Source organism: Bacillus solitudinis (assembly GCF_002797395.1).
Classification (GTDB): domain Bacteria; phylum Bacillota; class Bacilli; order Bacillales; family Bacillaceae_D; genus Halalkalibacter_A; species Halalkalibacter_A solitudinis.
Map to the genome: position 1 here is coordinate 17,838 of NZ_NJAX01000036.1, position 16,846 is coordinate 34,683.

Genomic DNA, 16,846 nt, shown 5'->3' on the forward strand with positions numbered 1-16,846 from the left:
CCCTATAGTCCTAATATTTTTCTATCTAGTGATTGAATGCGTTTATTTTTCTGCATTAATGTAACTGCCATTTCTAACGAATCTGGCGCATCATCATTTTTTGCCTTAGAAGAATAGTTCAAAACTTGTTGATTGTATAGCTTATTTGATTCATTAAATTTCACAAAGCCATTTGTCACAATCGGCTGCAAAGCAACTATTCGATTATGTTTATTGCTTCTTGAATTAATTGACTCAATATCTACGTACAATTGCTTCTTTGCAAGCTCTGTTCTTAACTGACTTAAAAGTAAGGCTTGAAAGTTAACTGTCTCAACTCCAATTCGAGTGATAGGGAACTGTTCAATCTTCTGTATAACCTCTTTAATTAACTGGTCAGGTGGCAATCTTCTACAATCACCTTCGATAACGTATAAATAACCGTTTGTATCTTTTCCTAAGATTGTAATAGCGGAAAAGTCAGAACGGTTTGTTTTAGCTAATGATGGATCAATTGTAAGGATAACTTCCTGCATTTCATCAATTTTTAATTCTTGAGATTTATAATAGGATAGATGAGTAAATATCTTATCCTTATTTGATCTTGGTTCATTCTGAAGCTCCTTTGAGAAAGCATTCTCACCAATTTCAATTTTCTTAAGCATCAAATCATAATAATCATTCTTTGCTTCCCATAACACTTCAGTACCATTAGTCATTTCTGCTTTATGCTTATCAAAGAATGTTTCTGCTGCAGATAGCCGATAAGGATTAGAAAGATCATTTACAATCTCTTCCCATTCAATCCATAAGTCTTCACGCTTTGAAAATTCCAATACAGCTTTATAGAAAAGAGTAATATATGTAGGATTATTCATAACATCTCCAACAAGGTCATTCTCTGACATTCTTGTTGAAATGAATAAGGAAGACGTATAAGTATCACCAGTATTAGCTAATGATTCATAATACCAACTTTTCAGGGCTTGTAGCTTAGATTCACTAGCAACATTACTATCTTTCTGAATATCATCTGAAATGATTAAATGAGGACGTTCATTATTAAATTTGATCCCACGTAAACTGGAGTCTGCACCTTTCCCCATGATACAAGTATCATTAGTAAGGATTAGTTTATCAGTGTTCCATGTGCTACCTTTTAATTCTCCAAAGTCTTCAATAATAGCCTCATTTGTTTCTAATTCATTACGTATAGATTTTAAGAAATCCTTTGCCATATCTTCATTAGCACTTACGATTAAAATGAAAGGTTTGAGTTGGAATAACAAGCAATAGAGGGGAATTTTAAAACTACATAATGTTGATTTAGAATGACCACGAGGGGCAACTACACAGAGGTTTTTAATTTTACCATCTAACATTTTTTGAAGATGCTCTTCTATTTCAGTATGGAAGATTGGAGATTCACGGTTAAAGTAACGAGGGAAGTAGACTTTTCCAAAGTAGTCTTTATCAATTTCAGCTAACTTTTTGCGTAAACCACTTTGACCAGTGAGTTTATCCTTGTGGGTAATGAGTAATGATTCAATTTCTGAATCTGTAAAATGCTTTCTCAAATAATGAATCAATAATTCTTTTTGTTTCGAGTCTATGATTATCACCTCCAATTTTAAGGGTAGGAAAATATGAAAAAAATTTATTTGTAGGTTGTTGTAGAAATTTTTAGAAGTTATTTAGAATACCCCTGCCCCTACGTACTCAATCAAAAGAAAAAGACCATCACATTATTAGTGACCGCCTTGGCTATCTTTTAGCTTTCTTTTATTGATTTCTTTATAAAGCTTACCTTGTGATATACCAACCTGTTCAACTATTTCCTTTATTGTATAGTCTTTACTGTCATACATCCTCATTGCTACGCTTACTTTATCATTGTCTAACTTAGGTCTACCTAGCTGCTTACCACGCTTCTTAGCACTCTGTAAGCCTTCCCTTACTCTGTCTGCTATCATGTTTCTTTCAAGCTCTGCAATAACACACATCATTTGAAACATAGCTTTACCAGTGGAAGTAGATGTATTCATGTTCTCTTTAAGACTAACAAAGGTTACACCCATGCTATCTAACTCTTCAACTATATTAAGGATATCTAATGTCTTTCTTCCTAGCCTTGAGATTGAATCAACTACTACTGTATCTCCTTCTTCAACACGAGTAAGTAAATCATTAAGACCTTCTCTATCCTTCTTTGTACCAGTAAACTTCTCAGTTATAAGCTTATCATAACCATATTTCTCTAATGCTTCTAGCTGTCTGTCTAAGTATTGGTCTTGAGTGGATACACGAGCATAAGCTATTCTTTGTGATTTCATTATTAATTACCTCCCTGTATTTTCCTGTTACACTTATTATATACAGAGAGATACTTAATGTAAACCTTTTATGTAATATTTAATGTAATGATTTTATGTAACATATAAACGTTGATATTATAGGCTTTCACTTTTCATCTTAAAGATTACAATTAACATATGTTTTATGTAATATGAAATATTACTCTTCTTCCTTCTTATCCTTCTGCAACATATCCATAAGCTCATTGTAGTCTTGATCATTGCTCTTCTTATCTTCAATGATTAAAGTCTTACTATTGAGTCCAGCTTTCTCTAAGATTGATTGAATGGCTTGTAAACGTGCATAGACTGTCTTGCTATCTTTAATCTCTCCATTAGCAATCTTAACAACTTCTTTAGACAACTTCTTACTGGAAACTTTAAATGTATTAAGCGCATCCTTTAATGATTCATTTGCTAGTGAATCAATGTATTCTTGCGCTTCAGGCTTCTTCAAAATTTCATAAATAGACTTACGATCAGCATAACCACACTCTTGTGCAATTTGCTGTACCGTATGCATACCTTCATAATACATTCTGATAGCCTTTAATTGATTATCTTTCAACATACCCCCACCCCCTATCTGTTACTAATCGTGATTCCATTTGCAGTTTTTTCTAATAAATATATAATAGTAAGTACAATAAAATCTAAATAAAAAGGTGTCCTATTATGAAGAAATTTACTCCCAAATCAATTAGTCATTTTTTCCTAGAATTAAGAATTCAGGACTTTTATAGTTATTTGTCTTTCATGGAAGATCACATTGAATCTCATAACCTTACACTTAATAATGAATATGATAAACTCTCTAATGAATTAGATGATCCTAATGAAAAACAGGAACTTTTTGAATATATGTTTCTAGATAGATACGATGATCTAAATAATACTTATGCCCTTATTCTAAGAAAATCATCATTTTTATCTCTATATTCATTTTTTGAAAATGAATTACGCTCAACTGCAGTCAAACTAGAAATGCAAAAAATAAATAAAATTAAGCTTGCCGATTTAAGTCATAAGGGTTTATATAAGTATTTATTTTTTATAGAGAATGTTCTTAATATAGAGTTGAATTTGTCAAAAGAGACTCGTAAAAAATTTCAATGTTTTAATACTTTAAGAAATTATTTTGTACATAATGATGGATCACCTATAAAACAAAAACAATTCAATGAATTAAATCTATTAAAAGGAGTCACATTTACTGAATTAAAAATAAACGAACTTTATTATGTAGACTCACTCAGTAAAGAATTTAACGAGAACTACTTAGATTTAATTAATTCATTTTTTGGAATTTTAATCCAATCTCTTGAGAGTTTTAATACTGATAATATTGATTAATCACAACATTGAATTAATTCCCGCTTTAATAAAGGCACAATAATTCATCTCTTATCTTCTCCATATAAAAAGCATCCACGAATGGATGCTACTCTTCTTCTCTAATAGATATTTGTGCCATACTAAGGTAATCATCATATTGATCAATTACGTCAGTGTAAGGTTTGTTCAATATTACTCCAATTCCATATTGCCTTCTAGAAATTGTCATGTCCTGTCTTCTTGGATATGGAATTAACATTCTGTATCCATCAACAGCAGTAGCATAAAAGGTTTCTACAACACTTCCATTATAAAGTAAATTATATCGGTTTGCGTATGCTGTACTGTCAGAAAAGGTTTCTACCCATTCTTCATTAAACCGTTCATCATATTCTCTATCTGCTAAAATACTTATACTCACATTAGTTTTTAACACATACCTTCCAACCTCGTCATCATACATCCAATCTTCTTTTAATGACATAGTAATTGTTTCAATATAATCCTCGTAATGCACTTCAACCATCTCCTTCACCAAATTATCGTACTCTACACAATTCGGCAAAGGTTAACATATTTCCTTCTTTTTTCCTACTATTCTCCTACAACCTCAACAGAAGACACATGACTAGGATTAATTAAAACTGTTTCATCGTTATACAAAAATACAAATTCATCTTTAGTCTTAGTAACTGAACCATTACCCATTGGCAGTTTATTCACAATAACAAAATTGCTAATCAAATCTTCTCGGCTTTCAAATCCTGATACTACATACTCTTTTCCACTATCCATAATCACTTTAAATTTCATAACAATCATCTCCTTTTAATAACATAATTCAGCAAAAGTTTCCATTTTCCTTCTTTTCACTAAACACCACGTATCAAAGGCAATCCTCTTGCTTTTCTCCAATTGTTACTTCTACCTTCAGCAATTGAATTATAATAATCTAATTCAGCTTTCTTAAATAATCGCTTATAGCCTACTGGAGGATTCTTACTAATCCAAGCAACTATTTCTTTAAAGCGTTCATAAATAGTCTTAGCAATGTTAGTAAACCATTCCTTAAAATCATTCCATACTCGCACTGCTGCTTTAATTGCTTTTTGTACCTTTTCAACAACTTCTTCACTATTTTCTGTATGTAAATTAAATTCTTCGTTCATCTTTTTACCACCTATCCAAAAACTAAATTATCCAAACCTTGCTGTTAGACCATGAACAGAATTTACGTTAGTAAAATCTACTGCTGTTCCAACAAATTCAATAGTATCGGCATTAATTCTAATATCAGCACCGTATGCTCCGTGCCCACCTTGTATATTTGCCATCTTATTAAAATAAATATTTTTATAAGTATTAGAAATTACTTCACTAGGTGCTATTCCTAGATAGATATTGTCACCTATTTTTGCACTGTTAGATATATTGATACTTCCGCCAGTAATGGTAATATTAGAAGCTGTAACCGCACCGCCTTGCGTTACTCTGAATGGAGCATTGGCTCTATTGGAAATTGTATCTCCAGCCCAAATACGAACAGAACTATCCCCTAAACCTTGAGCTGTAATACCTGCTTTAGTGTTAAAGTTGGAGTCTTGTAATTGAATTGTTCCCGATGTGATTAATCCACCATTTATTACAGTAGACGTTCTATCAGCATCCGTAGGTGGTTTACTTCCTGTTAACTCTCCATATCCTAGTGAGTCTTTGGTAGCTAAAGCTCCAGCATCAGTAAGATTACTAATTCCACTTCCGCCTGTGATAGTTAGAGAACCTGACATATTTACATTCCCACTAGTATCAACTTTAAATGTAGAAACTCCACTGTCATTTTTAACGTCAATTCCTTTAATCACATTTTCTTTACCATCAATGAAGTTAAATCCTGTGAAATCAATAGTACGTGTATCTCCATTGATGAGAGTAGTAGTACCATTCTTTATAATTAATTTATTAGCAGTTAAATCTTCAGCGATTAAGTTACCGTTCGTATCAGCGTATAATTTATCCTCCCAATTAGGATTGTTGGCAGTGCCTATGTTTCTACTTATTTTCATTCCATCAGTAGCGTTAAAACGTTGTAAATTCTTTAGCTTTTTAGATGTATGTATATCAAATTGTTCTTTCTTAATATTATCATTTGTCATTTCATAGATTGTTAAGATACCGCCAACTTGTTCATCTGCAACCGAATTATATGCTTGTTTTATCGAGGCATATACACCATCATTCTCAATATACGTTTTAAATACGTTTCCGGCTTTTTCCGTGTGAGTACCAATAGTTATAAGAGAATTACTTTTTTCACCATTATATTTTAAAATATTAAAGTTTTGCTCTGATGAAATGTTATAGATAACCGCATTTCTATTTTCAAAGGTGATAATTAACATTTCTAATAGTCTTTTACTTTCATCAAATAACGAGTTATAAATATTTTGTTTTTCGATGTTCGTTTTTTTCGATATTTGTACAAGATTTTCGATCGATTGATTATCCGAATTTTTAAATTCCTCTAGAATTGGATCGATTAGTAAACAGACACCAGAAGTAAAAATAATTTTATCTCCTATTTTAAAAACCTTTTGAGCATCATCATTTAATCTATAAAATTCCCCATTCTGTTCTATTGAACCTCTTGAATCTCCACTAATCACTGCTTTATCTTTGTTCATGTATACCAAACATAGACTCATTATTTATACCCCTTGTCATTTGTAGTTAATCTATCAAGAAACAATTCTTTCATTTTATCCTCATTATCTTTAAACAACATAGATAAACCACAACCTAGTTGTTTCACTTGTTCTTCTTCTAATTCAATTGACATAAAATCATCAATCGCATGGATAAGCTCATGAAGTGTAGTCTCAGCTTTTGTCTCCTTATCCATTGTATAATCTATCTTGATAACTCTTTTTAAAAAATTAACTTCTCCACGTCTTAACTCTTCCTTGCTTACGCATTCAACTTCTCGATAATCGTAATCTATATGCCCGACTTTAATTTTCAATTTTATACCTCCTAATCTGCCAACTAAAACACACACACTATATATAGTAGGTATTTCAATTTGTAACACCCTATACTGTATGGTAAAATATTGATGTAATTTAGAATCTATGAAAGGCGGTGACCCTATGCCAAAAAAACCATCTAAATCTCAATTATCTAAGGCTGGTTCAAAATTAGCTTCAGATAGTTCATCTAAGAAAACAAAAAGTAAAGCTGGATCTACTCTTGGAAAAGGTTAAAGTATATATTAAGAAGGGCATTTGATTGCCCTTCTACTTCTTAAATCTCATTATTAAAGGATTAGATTGGACTCGAACCAACAATTCACTCAGTCTTATAACTGGTTGCTCTACCATTGAGCTACTAATCCATAAAAAATAAGCTAATCACTTAGCTTAACCAATCAATTTCTTCATTTTCAAAAACCTCATCTGTCATATGCTCTTCCTTATTTAACTGCTCACTAAGCGCTTCAATTCCTTTTGAAATAGCATCTATATCACTCATTTTCTTATTCTTGATTCACACCCTCTAAATAACTCCCTGTAATCCTCTGCCTCTTCTTTTCTCAATTGTTCCATTCTCTTCACTAGTTCAGCAAACTTTTCTAAACCTGCGTTAAACTCGTTTTTCTGTCTTTCATTTATCATAAATAGGCTTTCAGACTTCCCTATCTCATCCCAATCATCCATAGTACATTCTCCACACTCAAAATCCCATAGCTCATCATGAGTAATCTTTAAATCACATACTCTACATTTGTAACTCATTCAATCTCTCCTTTTAGCTTCACCTTTGAAAGCCTCTTCTGCTCTCTGGGTGTTTTATTAAAATATCTATTGGCACGTTCAACCTCTTCTTTTGTAGGCTCCTCATAGACAGGCTGCTCAACTTTTACATTTTGTGGTTTTTCAGTAACTTTTGTAGAACGCTCTACACTTACTACTTCTTCCTTAACAGGCTTTATAATGGGTTTTTCTGTACTTTGTATGTATGCTTTCAAATAATCAAGCTCTTTCAAAATAATTTCATTTTCATCCATCAATCTACTGATAAATGGTAAAACACCTCCGAATAAATGGTCATTGGCTTCTTTTGCTTTTTTGTACAATATTCTGTCGAGTTCTGCAAAATTCATTTCAGTAACTTTATATTCTCGATCTGTTTTTCTCATTATTACCTCTCCTTTTATCTAATTTTTGTTTATCCTTCCGATGAGAATAGAGTGGAGACTTGCGAGGAACACATGAACAGAGCTAGATAAAAATACCTAGCTCACTATCATCTCTCATGTGCAATAAAATTAAATTAAATGCGGAGGAATACAATAACGACATCATTAAAGATTGTCAAATTGTACAAATTCAACCTTATATTTTATGACCGAGGATGAAAGGGCGCACTGTAATAAAACCAGTCGATGCGGTCAAAACTATTAATCGCTAACTCGTACACGTCTCATGACAAACTGATCAGCTTGCTGAATGATGTCTTTAATTTTATTCTCATTACTTTCAGATAATCTCGTTTTATTCCGTAAAAACTGCGAAACTGCCGATTGAGATATATTTATTGTTGAAGCAATATCTCTGTTTTTTAATTCCTTTTTATTCGCTAAGAGTCTCAACTCAATTATTTCTTCATTTGAAAGTCTCAATTCAACTCCCTCCTTCTGAATCTTAAATTTATTTAGTTTGATTATTCACTTTATTTGTTAAGTAAAAAAGTCATAAAAAAATAGAGCAGGAGGAGAAAACCCACTCTATTTTCATCAATGTAATGAATAGCTATTCATACATACTTTGTTTTAAGGTATTAACCTTCTATCTATATTAGAGACTTACCACACACTTTTTACAAAAACTAATATTATACACTAATTCACACACATATGTCAAACTTATCATCACAATATGTATTAACTAATTTCTCGCTTAACTTTTTCAACGCTCTTTTTATGTATCGTACATCTTTCTCAAGAGAATGTTCTCGCTCTAAATATTCAACCGCTCTCTGATATGGATGTTCAATCTTAATATCAGCACCCCTCCTCTGACAGACCACATCTATGATATCCCTTTCTATCTCGGTTAAATCAGACGCATCAACTAATTTATCAAACTGTGAAAGGATTTCATAGACAACTGAACCTACATTATATTTATGTTTCTCTTTCAATAAATGATAAATAGGATAAAAATTTGTTACTCTCTCTCTACCGAATTCGTCATCGAGAGTAAATGATTCCTTTTCAAAACTTAACAAAGCAAACACATGATTCTGATTAGTAAAATCAAAGCTATCTTCTATGTATTGAGTGACTAAATCTACTTTTATAGGCTCTATATGCGCACTACCCATTGAACGCACTGGTTTCACAATATTTTCATAGACAACTGACATCTCATATTTAATCTCATTGCGAACTTTAATTAATTTATCATATTGTTTCTCAGCTTCTAGTGGAATTCCGAATGAATAAAGGTATTTATTAAACTCAACCTTAAGTACTTCAAAATCATTCTCTCTACCTGATGCAATACACCTTCCTATAAAATGCTCTTTCAGTGTTTGCATATTATCTGCACGTTCAAAAAGAAATTGTTCCTTCATCTGTAATTTAGTTGCTTCTTTAAGACCTAATTTTCTATTAATATTATCAATACAATCTTGCATTTCCTTTAGTGTAGGGAACTGCTCAACTACTTCCATTCTCACTAAGCGAAGACGTAACTTCTCATCCTCACTTAAACGTTTATTTTTCATGTTTTGTTGCAAAGCATCATCATTGAAAAGATCCACTATATCTAAGTGAATTCCCTTTAACCCCTGAGCCGCATCAAAATCATGATTGATATATATCTCACGTTTTTCATTCATACTCTGAGAATACTCTGAAAGTAATGGATACTCAAATAATGGATGTTCTTTATCGATCACCTTATTGTGAGCTTTCAATAAGTAATCAGACAGCTTTTGCAATTGTTGATAGTAATAAATGTCCTCTGAAAGCGGACTGACACCTTGCTTTTTCCTACCATTTTCTAAGGCAAAATAAGAAGTTGATTCGTATGTAACTAAGTATTCATCTAATAAACTATGTAATATTTGATTTCTTTCATAAGAATTCTTAATTCTAAAATCAAGGTTATTCCAAATTTCCTTTATAGCTTGATGGATACTCTTATGTAAAATTGAATCCTTATCATAATAATGTTTAATATCAGGGTCGCCTAATGACCCATTTCGCAATAATTTTTCATTACCATAAACGACACCATATTTTCTTTCTTCCATATAATGAATCTCTCCCTTTAGTTTTAATTTTCATTCCGATTAACTTTTCCATTTGTAATCGCTCCTTGTGCGCTGCTTGTATGGCGCTTGATTAATTTGATTGTACGAGCTGATTGTACTTATTGTTGGCTTGACTTGTTGTATGCCAGTTTTCAATATAATTTCAAAAGATAGGGGTGCTAAAGTGATTTTGAAGAAAACCACTTCAAAATACACCTTACCCATACCACCCCTCTTGTTCCCTGCGGTCACAATTCACCCCTCATGGCTTAATTGTTATTTATTGTTCTAATTTGATACAAAAATATTAAATATCATAATTTTGGATGTACAAGGGTGGTTTTCCTTTGTACATCCAAGGCAAGTAGAAGGCGGTTTTCCTTCTACGCTGGCAAGCTGTTTTGACTTTTACTATTAAATTTAAAATTTGACACTTTGAGTACCTAGAAGTTATCTTAGTTATTTATGGTGGTGTCAAGGTGTCAAATTTTCTTACAAGAACAAATCTTCTAGCTCCTGTTCGATTTCGTATGTAATTTCACTTGGTAATGTTGGTACTAATTTAACTTTTCTAACGTTATGAACTATGTTTGGTGAATTAGCTTTTATTAATGCATATAACAATTTCTCAATGTCTTCTATGTAATTATCTTCTGTTCTACAGTCACCAGTTTTAAAGGTTCCAAAGGCTGCCTCATTCTCTTTAATTGCTTTTCTTCGTCTCTCATTTGCATTATGTAAGAATTTTGTTATTATAGTTTCATTTAGTTTGTGTTTCTTTTCATCAGCGTCTTTCAGTAGTAAATCTAATATGCTATTGTAAGTTGATAGTATCCCTTTTCGATTTAGAGTAATGTCGTAAGCAAAATAATAATAATCAATATCAAATATATTATCCTTCTGTATTTCCTCGCTAACACGCTTTTTGAACTCATTCCATTTACTAGTGCCAACTACATCAGAAACTTTATATATATTTTTTCCAATCGCTTCTTTATTCATCTCATCAAGCACTTCACTTTCACAACTGATTATAAATTCTTCCTCATCTACAGTTGCAACTTCATGCTCATAGTCTTCATTCCTCTTTATAACAATTGCCTTTTTATAGAAAATACATCGTCTATCTTGTAGACTTTTTAACGCACGCTCTATAGTGCTTCTGAAACTGGAATCACTAGTGTTGTAAAAGTCATAAACAATTGCTCGATTAACATTAATATGTTGAGCAAATTTTGGCACCATACGACCACACTGAGAATAATTTGAGTTGGACATATTCATTATTCTCATCAGTTGATTCTTTGTTTTAATTATTCGGTTTTCTTTAATTTTGGCTAACAAATCTAAAATTAGTAGCTCCACAATACGGATGAAATCCTTACTACTATTTTTAAGCTTCGGTTTTGGCTTCTCGTATATCTCCTCAATAACGAAGGAATGACCCTTTTTTGAATATTGACAATGTCGCTCTAAGTCTATCAATTGATATTTCTTACCTTTACCAGCCTTTATAGGAATCTCCAACTCTGCGCATAAAGCTTTATAATTCTTAATTACCTGACCTTCTCCGATGTTGCTTATTTTCATTCGATTCCTCCATTCGATTTAGAATTTACCCCAATTTCTTCAAAAAACTCATTAATCTCTTTTAATCTTCCAGTCTGATATTCTTCAAGATGTTTATCCTTAGGTAATGATCCAGTTTTTCTATGCCATTCGACAGAGTTTCGTTTAATCGATGCTAAAGACTTTTTATAACAACCTATCGTCATATCCCAAATAATCTTGTCGTCTTCGTAAACTACATCTTGAGGTAGACCTGGAATATTCTTTACGGTCTTTCCATTTTTGAATTCCACTTTTAATATGTGCTTCTTTCTAGAAAGTGGATTGACGACTTCATGCTTATAAAGATTATCTCCTATAAGAATGTAGTTATATAAAATTGAATTTTTATCATCATAGAGTTTTGTAAATTTGAAACAAGCATCTGTTCCTCCATAATCAATCGCTGTGCAAAGCTTCTTCACAAATGAATTAGCAGTATCTTCCTGTTTATATATATAAAGATGGTACGTATAGTTGTAAATTTCCACACCCTCATAATTAAATGATACTGTTTTCTGAGAGAATTCATTATCTCTAAATGAATGCTTATGCTCTACTTCAATTTCCTTACCGTTATGTTGGACAATTAAAATTTCTGATTCGTAACCCATTTAAGCCTCCTTATGATATTGTAGGGAAGAGGGAGATTAACTCCCCTCTAACCGGTTATGTATTAATTATGTATTACTTTTATTTCTTTATTAATATAAATTTGACTTTCAATGTCTTTATAACCACTTTATTGAGATTTACTTCTCCAACGTATATAGGTTGACCTATAGATGAATAACCTGTTATTTCACGACCTTCATCTAAATCTAAGTCCTTATATTCAAATGCAATTTCAAATTTATCTATTTTAACAAACCATAAAACCTGACCATCTTTGAAACTTACACTAACATCCGACTCAATCTCTTGTTCAGTTTTAAGTTCGTTTAAAACCTCTTTAATAGCATTAGTAATATTATCTACTTCATCGATTCTGGACTTGATTTCAGTTTTCCAGTTTGTTTCAGTAGTCATTATTGATCTCTCCCTCAACAGGTTCTTCTTCATCCAGTCCTAAAGCTATATACTCTTCCTCACTGCCGATAAAAGTTAAAAATTGTTCCTTATGTGTCATGCTATTTGGATTTTCCATTATTGAACTCCTCCTTTAGTTGGCATCATGTCTCCCAATTCTTCCTTGGCTGCTTGGTCGTATTCATTGGAGAAGTGTTTTCTAACGAAATCTTGAACCTCATAACTTCTTACTCTTCGGTCGCTAATATCTAATAAATTATCGAACACAGACATTTGGATTTCATCGTTTTCTAAAGCTCTATTTAATACACCGATTTCAATATCACTAAGCTTTTTATCATCTTTTATTTCACTCATAGCCTGTTCAATCAGCATAAATGCATCTAGTCCTTCTTCTGTATCGTCCAGTTCAGTTGATTCCATGATGATATTAAGTAAAAGACTTCCATTATCATTCGCTTCAGCGTAACCTACAACGTGTTTAGCCAATGTTTCAAAAGCTAGTTTATAAGTTTCCTTCGAATATTCTTCATTAACTGGTACTTCCTCACCGATAAACTCGCTTGCCTTATTGCTAACTGCCTCTGTTAGTTTTGATACGTGATTTACTCCGATAAATTCATTGTTATTCTTCATAATAAATTCCTCCATTTGGTTTTAGTTTTATGTATACATGACTTGAGTGACGGTTGACTGTGAGATTGTTAAACTAGAATATTAGAATTGAATCACCTCCTTAGATTAATAATGGTCAAAGTTAGTTAAAGTCAAAGTACAGTTTTAGGAGAAGAAATTAGACCTCTCCGTCCTATGCCAATACTTGCTCATGATATTCATCCTTGGTATCCACTAACTCAAATTCCGCATACGCTTTACATAAAGCTTGTCCGTCAGTTGAGTCGATTAAATCTTGATATTGTTGAATAAATGTTGCCGCAAATGTGTTGGTCATTTAGTTAGTCCTCCTTCCCCGAGAATGTTTCTAATAGCTTAACAGCCTCATTAAACTTCATTTCTACTTTTCTTGTTTTCTCAGCGGATATAACCCCAATTTCACCTAACCTTTCCAAGTCAGTATTTTCTGGATTTACATCGGCGATATTATGGAATGTGAAATCACCTATTCTGTACAAAACAAGAAATACATCAGGTCTTTCATAATGTTCTTGAACATGATAACCAATTATTTCTGCAATCCCATCACGTTCAGCCTTTGAAATAACATCATTCTTCAAGTCGTATAAAGATGATTGGCGACTTTTAGATCGACTGACCACACCAAAGTTTTTACTGTAATAATTTTCTTGCTTTGTATCTCGACTTTTCTTAGCTGATTTATTAATTATGTAAAGTGCTTCACCAAGATTATTTTCATTTAATTCAAAATTACGAATATTTAACTTCCGCTTTTTCATCTCGACAGTTTCATCAATATTGTAGAGATTCGTTTCTCTCCATCTATTAGGAGACTGAAATTTCACATAAGCTGCAACATTTTCTAAATCAACAGGCTTTAATCTCTTATCTTTTAATTGTGTTTTTGTGAATAGATTTTTGGGAATGTTATCCCAACCTACATATGTTTCCAATTCAACTTGTACTGTCATTATTTGTCCTCCTTTAGAAGCTTGTGTTTTTTTAATAATACGATTATGTCTTTTTTTAACGCACTTAGTTCCTCACTGCCCATATTACTATCCTTCACTAATAATTCAGCGACATCATTAATATTCGACACTAAAACGTGATACGTTCCGTTACGAAGTTTAATCTTCTCATTCACTTCATTTCTTAGCATTGTATCCAATAACTCATCGTTTTCATTTTCCATTAATTCCCAATAGCGTTCTATATCTTCTTCATTATCAGAAATATCATGACGGTAAGCATAGTAACAATAATTAATAAAATGTTTTAATTTCCAATTTAATTCACCCGTGAAATAACTATCAGGTATATCTCTAAACTCCTCAATTTCTTTCATTTTTTCTAACCACTTTTTCGGTATAGGTCTATTACCATTAACCCATGAATTAAGCTGTTGTTTAGTAACCCCTAACTTCTCAGCCAATTCCGTTAAAGTAATATCAAATACTTCAGCAATATAAGCTAAACCCGCCTTCTTACTCATTTCTACCCCCTATTTAGGTTTACCGTAAACCTTCTTGGTAATAATATAACATGTGGTTTACAGTAAATCAATAGGTTTTTAAAATATATTTCCAAATTAATTTAAGTGCGACCACACAGTCCCATTTAGGAACCTAAAGGTCAACATTCCGACATTCGGGAAAGATGTCTTTCCGAGTTCTTGAAATACTTTAATAAATTTAATAACGCAGGATTACGTTATCATAACTAGTATTAATATTATTTAATTAATCGTCATTGTTATATCGGTGTCACGTGGCACCATCAACCTACCCAACTAAAACTAGCCACTACATAGACAAACACAAGTGTAATAATAGCACTACAAACTATAAACTTTTCCTCTGATGTTAGGTTCCCAAAGCGTCTAATCATTGCGCTAGACCTCCTGTGAGCCAGCTAGGGATGTTATCTGCCTGTTTGCGCTTGTCTTGTATTAACACCTGATAAACTCCACTGTACCAGTAAGACATTAAGTCACGCACACGATTTTTCTTGATAAAGAATACAGTACCCTTTAATTGTCTAATAATAGATGGTAAAAGGCTTATAATGTCATGTGTACCTACCTTACTAGCTGCAAGTAAACATTTTCCCCACAAGGAATAGATAGTCTTTGCGTTGAAATAAGGCTTACATACACTAATAAAATCTTTAGGAACATTTGAAGGAACAAATTCATGATTTAGTTGGTCAATTGTCGGTTCTTCCTTACGTATCTCTTTATTAGATTTAGTTTGAGTTTTAATAAGTCTGGAAGGACTAGGGACATTTGGACTAGCATTTTTAGTCTCATCCTCCACTTTTACTGGTAGTATGATGAAGATATTTGCGCCTTTCTTTCCGTTACAATAGGTCTCAATTACTTTGATTACATTCTTCTTAACTAAGCTAGAGATGTAATTAGTGATTGTCCTAGAAGATACCTCAAGCTCATTGCTTATTTCACGTCTCTTGCGCCAACAACAGCCTATATGTGTCTTAAAACAAGAATACTGAGAGATGAGAGTGAGAAAGCGTCTCTCACCTGCTGATATATTGGGTAAGTGTGAATTGACTGTCTTGTTCATTTCCTCAATAGAATCGTATTGTTTAAATGTAGCCAAGCGCTGAAACTCATTTTGTGATATGTTTATTTGCATAGTAAGTAGTCCTCCTCTATTGGCGATACTGGTAAAAGTGCGCAATACGAGCAGAACTACTTGATCTCATTTTAGAAATGAAATACAATATTAGTAAGTTGATTTGAGTCTGCTCGTACTCGTAGTGCAGATGTAGGTTGAGATGTGTTCCAGCACTCTCAGCCTTTTTCTTTGTATTTTATATAGAAATTTTTTACATTAATTCAATTGATTTTCCTGTAAAATAGTTAAGGTAAGTCATTATTCGACATTGCAAGATACTTGGGACTCTACAATTGTGGGGAGTCCATTTTTTTATTTGAACAACTTCCCTAAAAATCGTCCTGAAATTTCCCTGAAATTCTCCGTCCTATGCGCTTACCGACACGTTTTTTTTTGATTGCTGAAAGATCATTCCATATGCGTAAAGCTTTATAAATAAATGATTTCAGACTCTTTTATTAACCTCCCTAATCGACTTACATAATGTCAGAAGTTCATGAGCGAAGCGTTCAGTTTGTTCGATGCTAACAAGTAGACCCATATCCATTAACATGCCTGATTCCTCTTCAATGACTTCAAATACGATACCTGAGCCTTGTTGCTTTGCGATTAGGGTGTAAACGTCTCTGTGTCGATTTCCTGTAATTCTGACGGTCATTAGATAGCCTCCTTTAGGTTGATGAAAAACAAAAAAAGAGCGCCCTTTAAGTTTATTAAAGGCACCCTTTTATCACGTATTCTATTGGTCACATATATAATTTTAAAATTTTCAATTGCATCAATTTTGGTCACACAATTGATTATTTGGTCACTATTTAACGTTTAGTTTTTCTTTTCCAGTACAACATATCCCTTTACTACCTATTATCAATCTTCTCTGGATACAAATCATGGTTCATCAAGCGATGATATGCCATTTCCTCAAATTTAGTACCAGGCTTTCCGTAA

Annotated in this window: 23 protein-coding genes, 1 tRNA gene and 1 pseudogene; 1 reads left to right on the top strand and 24 read right to left on the bottom strand. The window is 32.5% G+C overall.

The window, feature by feature from the left end:
- Window positions 1-2 precede the first annotated feature (2 nt).
- The 3 genes from terL to CEF19_RS22725 form a co-directional block, all read right to left on the bottom strand.
- A complete protein-coding gene (gene terL / locus CEF19_RS22715; protein WP_157801089.1) occupies window positions 3-1,556 on the bottom strand; it encodes a phage terminase large subunit in 1,554 nt (517 codons plus the stop codon).
- Between the two features lie 171 nt (window positions 1,557-1,727).
- The gene (locus CEF19_RS22720) at window positions 1,728-2,312 is read right to left on the bottom strand and encodes a recombinase family protein (RefSeq protein WP_100408449.1); all 585 of its coding nucleotides are present in this window, start codon (window positions 2,310-2,312) and stop codon (window positions 1,728-1,730) included.
- 181 nt (window positions 2,313-2,493) lie between these two features.
- Window positions 2,494-2,904, bottom strand: coding sequence for a hypothetical protein (locus tag CEF19_RS22725; RefSeq protein ID WP_100408450.1), 411 nt, complete (start codon window positions 2,902-2,904; stop codon window positions 2,494-2,496).
- Window positions 2,905-3,008: 104 nt separating this feature from the next.
- Between CEF19_RS22725 and CEF19_RS22730 the strand changes: the two genes are divergently transcribed.
- Entirely contained in the window at window positions 3,009-3,686 is a 678-nt protein-coding gene (locus tag CEF19_RS22730) for a hypothetical protein (RefSeq protein WP_100408451.1), read from the top strand.
- An 88-nt stretch (window positions 3,687-3,774) separates the two neighbouring features.
- Here the strand turns inward: CEF19_RS22730 and CEF19_RS22735 are convergent, their stop codons facing one another.
- From CEF19_RS22735 to CEF19_RS22830, 21 genes and pseudogenes are all read right to left on the bottom strand, one after another.
- Window positions 3,775-4,194, bottom strand: a complete 420-nt coding sequence (locus tag CEF19_RS22735) for a hypothetical protein (protein WP_157801090.1) — start codon at window positions 4,192-4,194, stop codon at window positions 3,775-3,777.
- 68 nt (window positions 4,195-4,262) lie between these two features.
- Window positions 4,263-4,481, bottom strand: a complete 219-nt coding sequence (locus CEF19_RS22740; RefSeq protein ID WP_100408453.1) for a hypothetical protein — start codon at window positions 4,479-4,481, stop codon at window positions 4,263-4,265.
- A gap of 59 nt (window positions 4,482-4,540) precedes the next feature.
- A complete protein-coding gene (locus tag CEF19_RS22745; protein ID WP_100408454.1) occupies window positions 4,541-4,837 on the bottom strand; it encodes a hypothetical protein in 297 nt (98 codons plus the stop codon).
- A 27-nt stretch (window positions 4,838-4,864) separates the two neighbouring features.
- Window positions 4,865-6,370, bottom strand: coding sequence for a hypothetical protein (locus CEF19_RS22750; protein ID WP_100408455.1), 1,506 nt, complete (start codon window positions 6,368-6,370; stop codon window positions 4,865-4,867).
- The gene (locus CEF19_RS22755) at window positions 6,370-6,687 is read right to left on the bottom strand and encodes a hypothetical protein (protein WP_100408456.1); all 318 of its coding nucleotides are present in this window, start codon (window positions 6,685-6,687) and stop codon (window positions 6,370-6,372) included. The genes CEF19_RS22750 and CEF19_RS22755 overlap by 1 nt, the downstream gene beginning before the upstream one ends.
- A 298-nt stretch (window positions 6,688-6,985) precedes the next feature.
- Window positions 6,986-7,059: transfer RNA gene (locus CEF19_RS22760), tRNA-OTHER, on the bottom strand.
- A 133-nt stretch (window positions 7,060-7,192) separates the two neighbouring features.
- Entirely contained in the window at window positions 7,193-7,459 is a 267-nt protein-coding gene (locus tag CEF19_RS22765; protein ID WP_100408457.1) for a hypothetical protein, read from the bottom strand.
- Entirely contained in the window at window positions 7,456-7,863 is a 408-nt protein-coding gene (locus CEF19_RS22770; protein WP_100408458.1) for a hypothetical protein, read from the bottom strand. Before CEF19_RS22770 ends, CEF19_RS22765 begins: the two co-directional genes overlap by 4 nt.
- Before the next feature lie 261 nt (window positions 7,864-8,124).
- Window positions 8,125-8,346, bottom strand: coding sequence for an ArsR family transcriptional regulator (locus CEF19_RS22775; RefSeq protein ID WP_157801091.1), 222 nt, complete (start codon window positions 8,344-8,346; stop codon window positions 8,125-8,127).
- A gap of 224 nt (window positions 8,347-8,570) precedes the next feature.
- On the bottom strand, window positions 8,571-9,986 hold the full coding sequence (locus tag CEF19_RS22780) for a hypothetical protein (RefSeq protein ID WP_100408460.1): 1,416 nt from the start codon (window positions 9,984-9,986) through the stop codon (window positions 8,571-8,573).
- Between the two features lie 492 nt (window positions 9,987-10,478).
- Window positions 10,479-11,576, bottom strand: a complete 1,098-nt coding sequence (locus CEF19_RS22790; protein WP_100408462.1) for a hypothetical protein — start codon at window positions 11,574-11,576, stop codon at window positions 10,479-10,481.
- Window positions 11,573-12,208 carry a hypothetical protein gene (locus CEF19_RS22795; RefSeq protein WP_100408463.1) on the bottom strand — a complete coding sequence of 212 codons (636 nt, stop codon included), beginning with the start codon at window positions 12,206-12,208 and terminating at the stop codon, window positions 11,573-11,575. The genes CEF19_RS22790 and CEF19_RS22795 overlap by 4 nt, the downstream gene beginning before the upstream one ends.
- A gap of 79 nt (window positions 12,209-12,287) precedes the next feature.
- Window positions 12,288-12,623 (bottom strand): hypothetical protein, encoded by a 336-nt coding sequence (locus CEF19_RS22800; protein WP_100408464.1) that lies wholly within the window; start codon window positions 12,621-12,623, stop codon window positions 12,288-12,290.
- Window positions 12,613-12,741 (bottom strand): hypothetical protein, encoded by a 129-nt coding sequence (locus CEF19_RS24070; protein ID WP_264755160.1) that lies wholly within the window; start codon window positions 12,739-12,741, stop codon window positions 12,613-12,615. The genes CEF19_RS22800 and CEF19_RS24070 overlap by 11 nt, the downstream gene beginning before the upstream one ends.
- Window positions 12,741-13,259, bottom strand: a complete 519-nt coding sequence (locus CEF19_RS22805; protein ID WP_100408465.1) for a hypothetical protein — start codon at window positions 13,257-13,259, stop codon at window positions 12,741-12,743. The genes CEF19_RS24070 and CEF19_RS22805 overlap by 1 nt, the downstream gene beginning before the upstream one ends.
- Before the next feature lie 172 nt (window positions 13,260-13,431).
- Complete coding sequence (locus CEF19_RS23405) at window positions 13,432-13,575, bottom strand: hypothetical protein (protein ID WP_157801092.1); 144 nt, start codon at window positions 13,573-13,575, stop codon at window positions 13,432-13,434.
- Window positions 13,576-13,579: 4 nt separating this feature from the next.
- Window positions 13,580-14,230: a YkyB family protein gene (locus CEF19_RS22810; protein ID WP_100408466.1), complete on the bottom strand. Its 651-nt coding sequence runs from the start codon at window positions 14,228-14,230 to the stop codon at window positions 13,580-13,582.
- Window positions 14,230-14,754 carry a helix-turn-helix domain-containing protein gene (locus CEF19_RS22815; protein WP_100408467.1) on the bottom strand — a complete coding sequence of 175 codons (525 nt, stop codon included), beginning with the start codon at window positions 14,752-14,754 and terminating at the stop codon, window positions 14,230-14,232. The genes CEF19_RS22810 and CEF19_RS22815 overlap by 1 nt, the downstream gene beginning before the upstream one ends.
- A gap of 391 nt (window positions 14,755-15,145) precedes the next feature.
- On the bottom strand, window positions 15,146-15,916 hold the full coding sequence (locus CEF19_RS22820; protein WP_100408468.1) for a hypothetical protein: 771 nt from the start codon (window positions 15,914-15,916) through the stop codon (window positions 15,146-15,148).
- A gap of 427 nt (window positions 15,917-16,343) precedes the next feature.
- Window positions 16,344-16,556, bottom strand: coding sequence for a hypothetical protein (locus tag CEF19_RS22825; RefSeq protein ID WP_100408469.1), 213 nt, complete (start codon window positions 16,554-16,556; stop codon window positions 16,344-16,346).
- A gap of 199 nt (window positions 16,557-16,755) precedes the next feature.
- Window positions 16,756-16,846, bottom strand: a pseudogene (locus tag CEF19_RS22830) (preQ(1) synthase); the annotation flags it as partial.

Coding starts and splice junctions, on each gene's coding strand:
- CEF19_RS22720 (WP_100408449.1), bottom strand. CDS start 2,312: ATGAAATCACAAAGAATAGCTTATGCTCGTGTATCCACTCAAGACCAA.
- CEF19_RS22725 (WP_100408450.1), bottom strand. CDS start 2,904: ATGTTGAAAGATAATCAATTAAAGGCTATCAGAATGTATTATGAAGGT.
- CEF19_RS22730 (WP_100408451.1), top strand. CDS start 3,009: ATGAAGAAATTTACTCCCAAATCAATTAGTCATTTTTTCCTAGAATTA.
- CEF19_RS22735 (WP_157801090.1), bottom strand. CDS start 4,194: ATGGTTGAAGTGCATTACGAGGATTATATTGAAACAATTACTATGTCA.
- CEF19_RS22740 (WP_100408453.1), bottom strand. CDS start 4,481: ATGAAATTTAAAGTGATTATGGATAGTGGAAAAGAGTATGTAGTATCA.
- CEF19_RS22745 (WP_100408454.1), bottom strand. CDS start 4,837: ATGAACGAAGAATTTAATTTACATACAGAAAATAGTGAAGAAGTTGTT.
- CEF19_RS22750 (WP_100408455.1), bottom strand. CDS start 6,370: ATGAGTCTATGTTTGGTATACATGAACAAAGATAAAGCAGTGATTAGT.
- CEF19_RS22765 (WP_100408457.1), bottom strand. CDS start 7,459: ATGAGTTACAAATGTAGAGTATGTGATTTAAAGATTACTCATGATGAG.
- CEF19_RS22770 (WP_100408458.1), bottom strand. CDS start 7,863: ATGAGAAAAACAGATCGAGAATATAAAGTTACTGAAATGAATTTTGCA.
- CEF19_RS22780 (WP_100408460.1), bottom strand. CDS start 9,986: ATGGAAGAAAGAAAATATGGTGTCGTTTATGGTAATGAAAAATTATTG.
- CEF19_RS22790 (WP_100408462.1), bottom strand. CDS start 11,576: ATGAAAATAAGCAACATCGGAGAAGGTCAGGTAATTAAGAATTATAAA.
- CEF19_RS22795 (WP_100408463.1), bottom strand. CDS start 12,208: ATGGGTTACGAATCAGAAATTTTAATTGTCCAACATAACGGTAAGGAA.
- CEF19_RS22800 (WP_100408464.1), bottom strand. CDS start 12,623: ATGACTACTGAAACAAACTGGAAAACTGAAATCAAGTCCAGAATCGAT.
- CEF19_RS24070 (WP_264755160.1), bottom strand. CDS start 12,741: ATGGAAAATCCAAATAGCATGACACATAAGGAACAATTTTTAACTTTT.
- CEF19_RS22805 (WP_100408465.1), bottom strand. CDS start 13,259: ATGAAGAATAACAATGAATTTATCGGAGTAAATCACGTATCAAAACTA.
- CEF19_RS23405 (WP_157801092.1), bottom strand. CDS start 13,575: ATGACCAACACATTTGCGGCAACATTTATTCAACAATATCAAGATTTA.
- CEF19_RS22810 (WP_100408466.1), bottom strand. CDS start 14,230: ATGACAGTACAAGTTGAATTGGAAACATATGTAGGTTGGGATAACATT.
- CEF19_RS22815 (WP_100408467.1), bottom strand. CDS start 14,754: ATGAGTAAGAAGGCGGGTTTAGCTTATATTGCTGAAGTATTTGATATT.
- CEF19_RS22820 (WP_100408468.1), bottom strand. CDS start 15,916: ATGCAAATAAACATATCACAAAATGAGTTTCAGCGCTTGGCTACATTT.
- CEF19_RS22825 (WP_100408469.1), bottom strand. CDS start 16,556: ATGACCGTCAGAATTACAGGAAATCGACACAGAGACGTTTACACCCTA.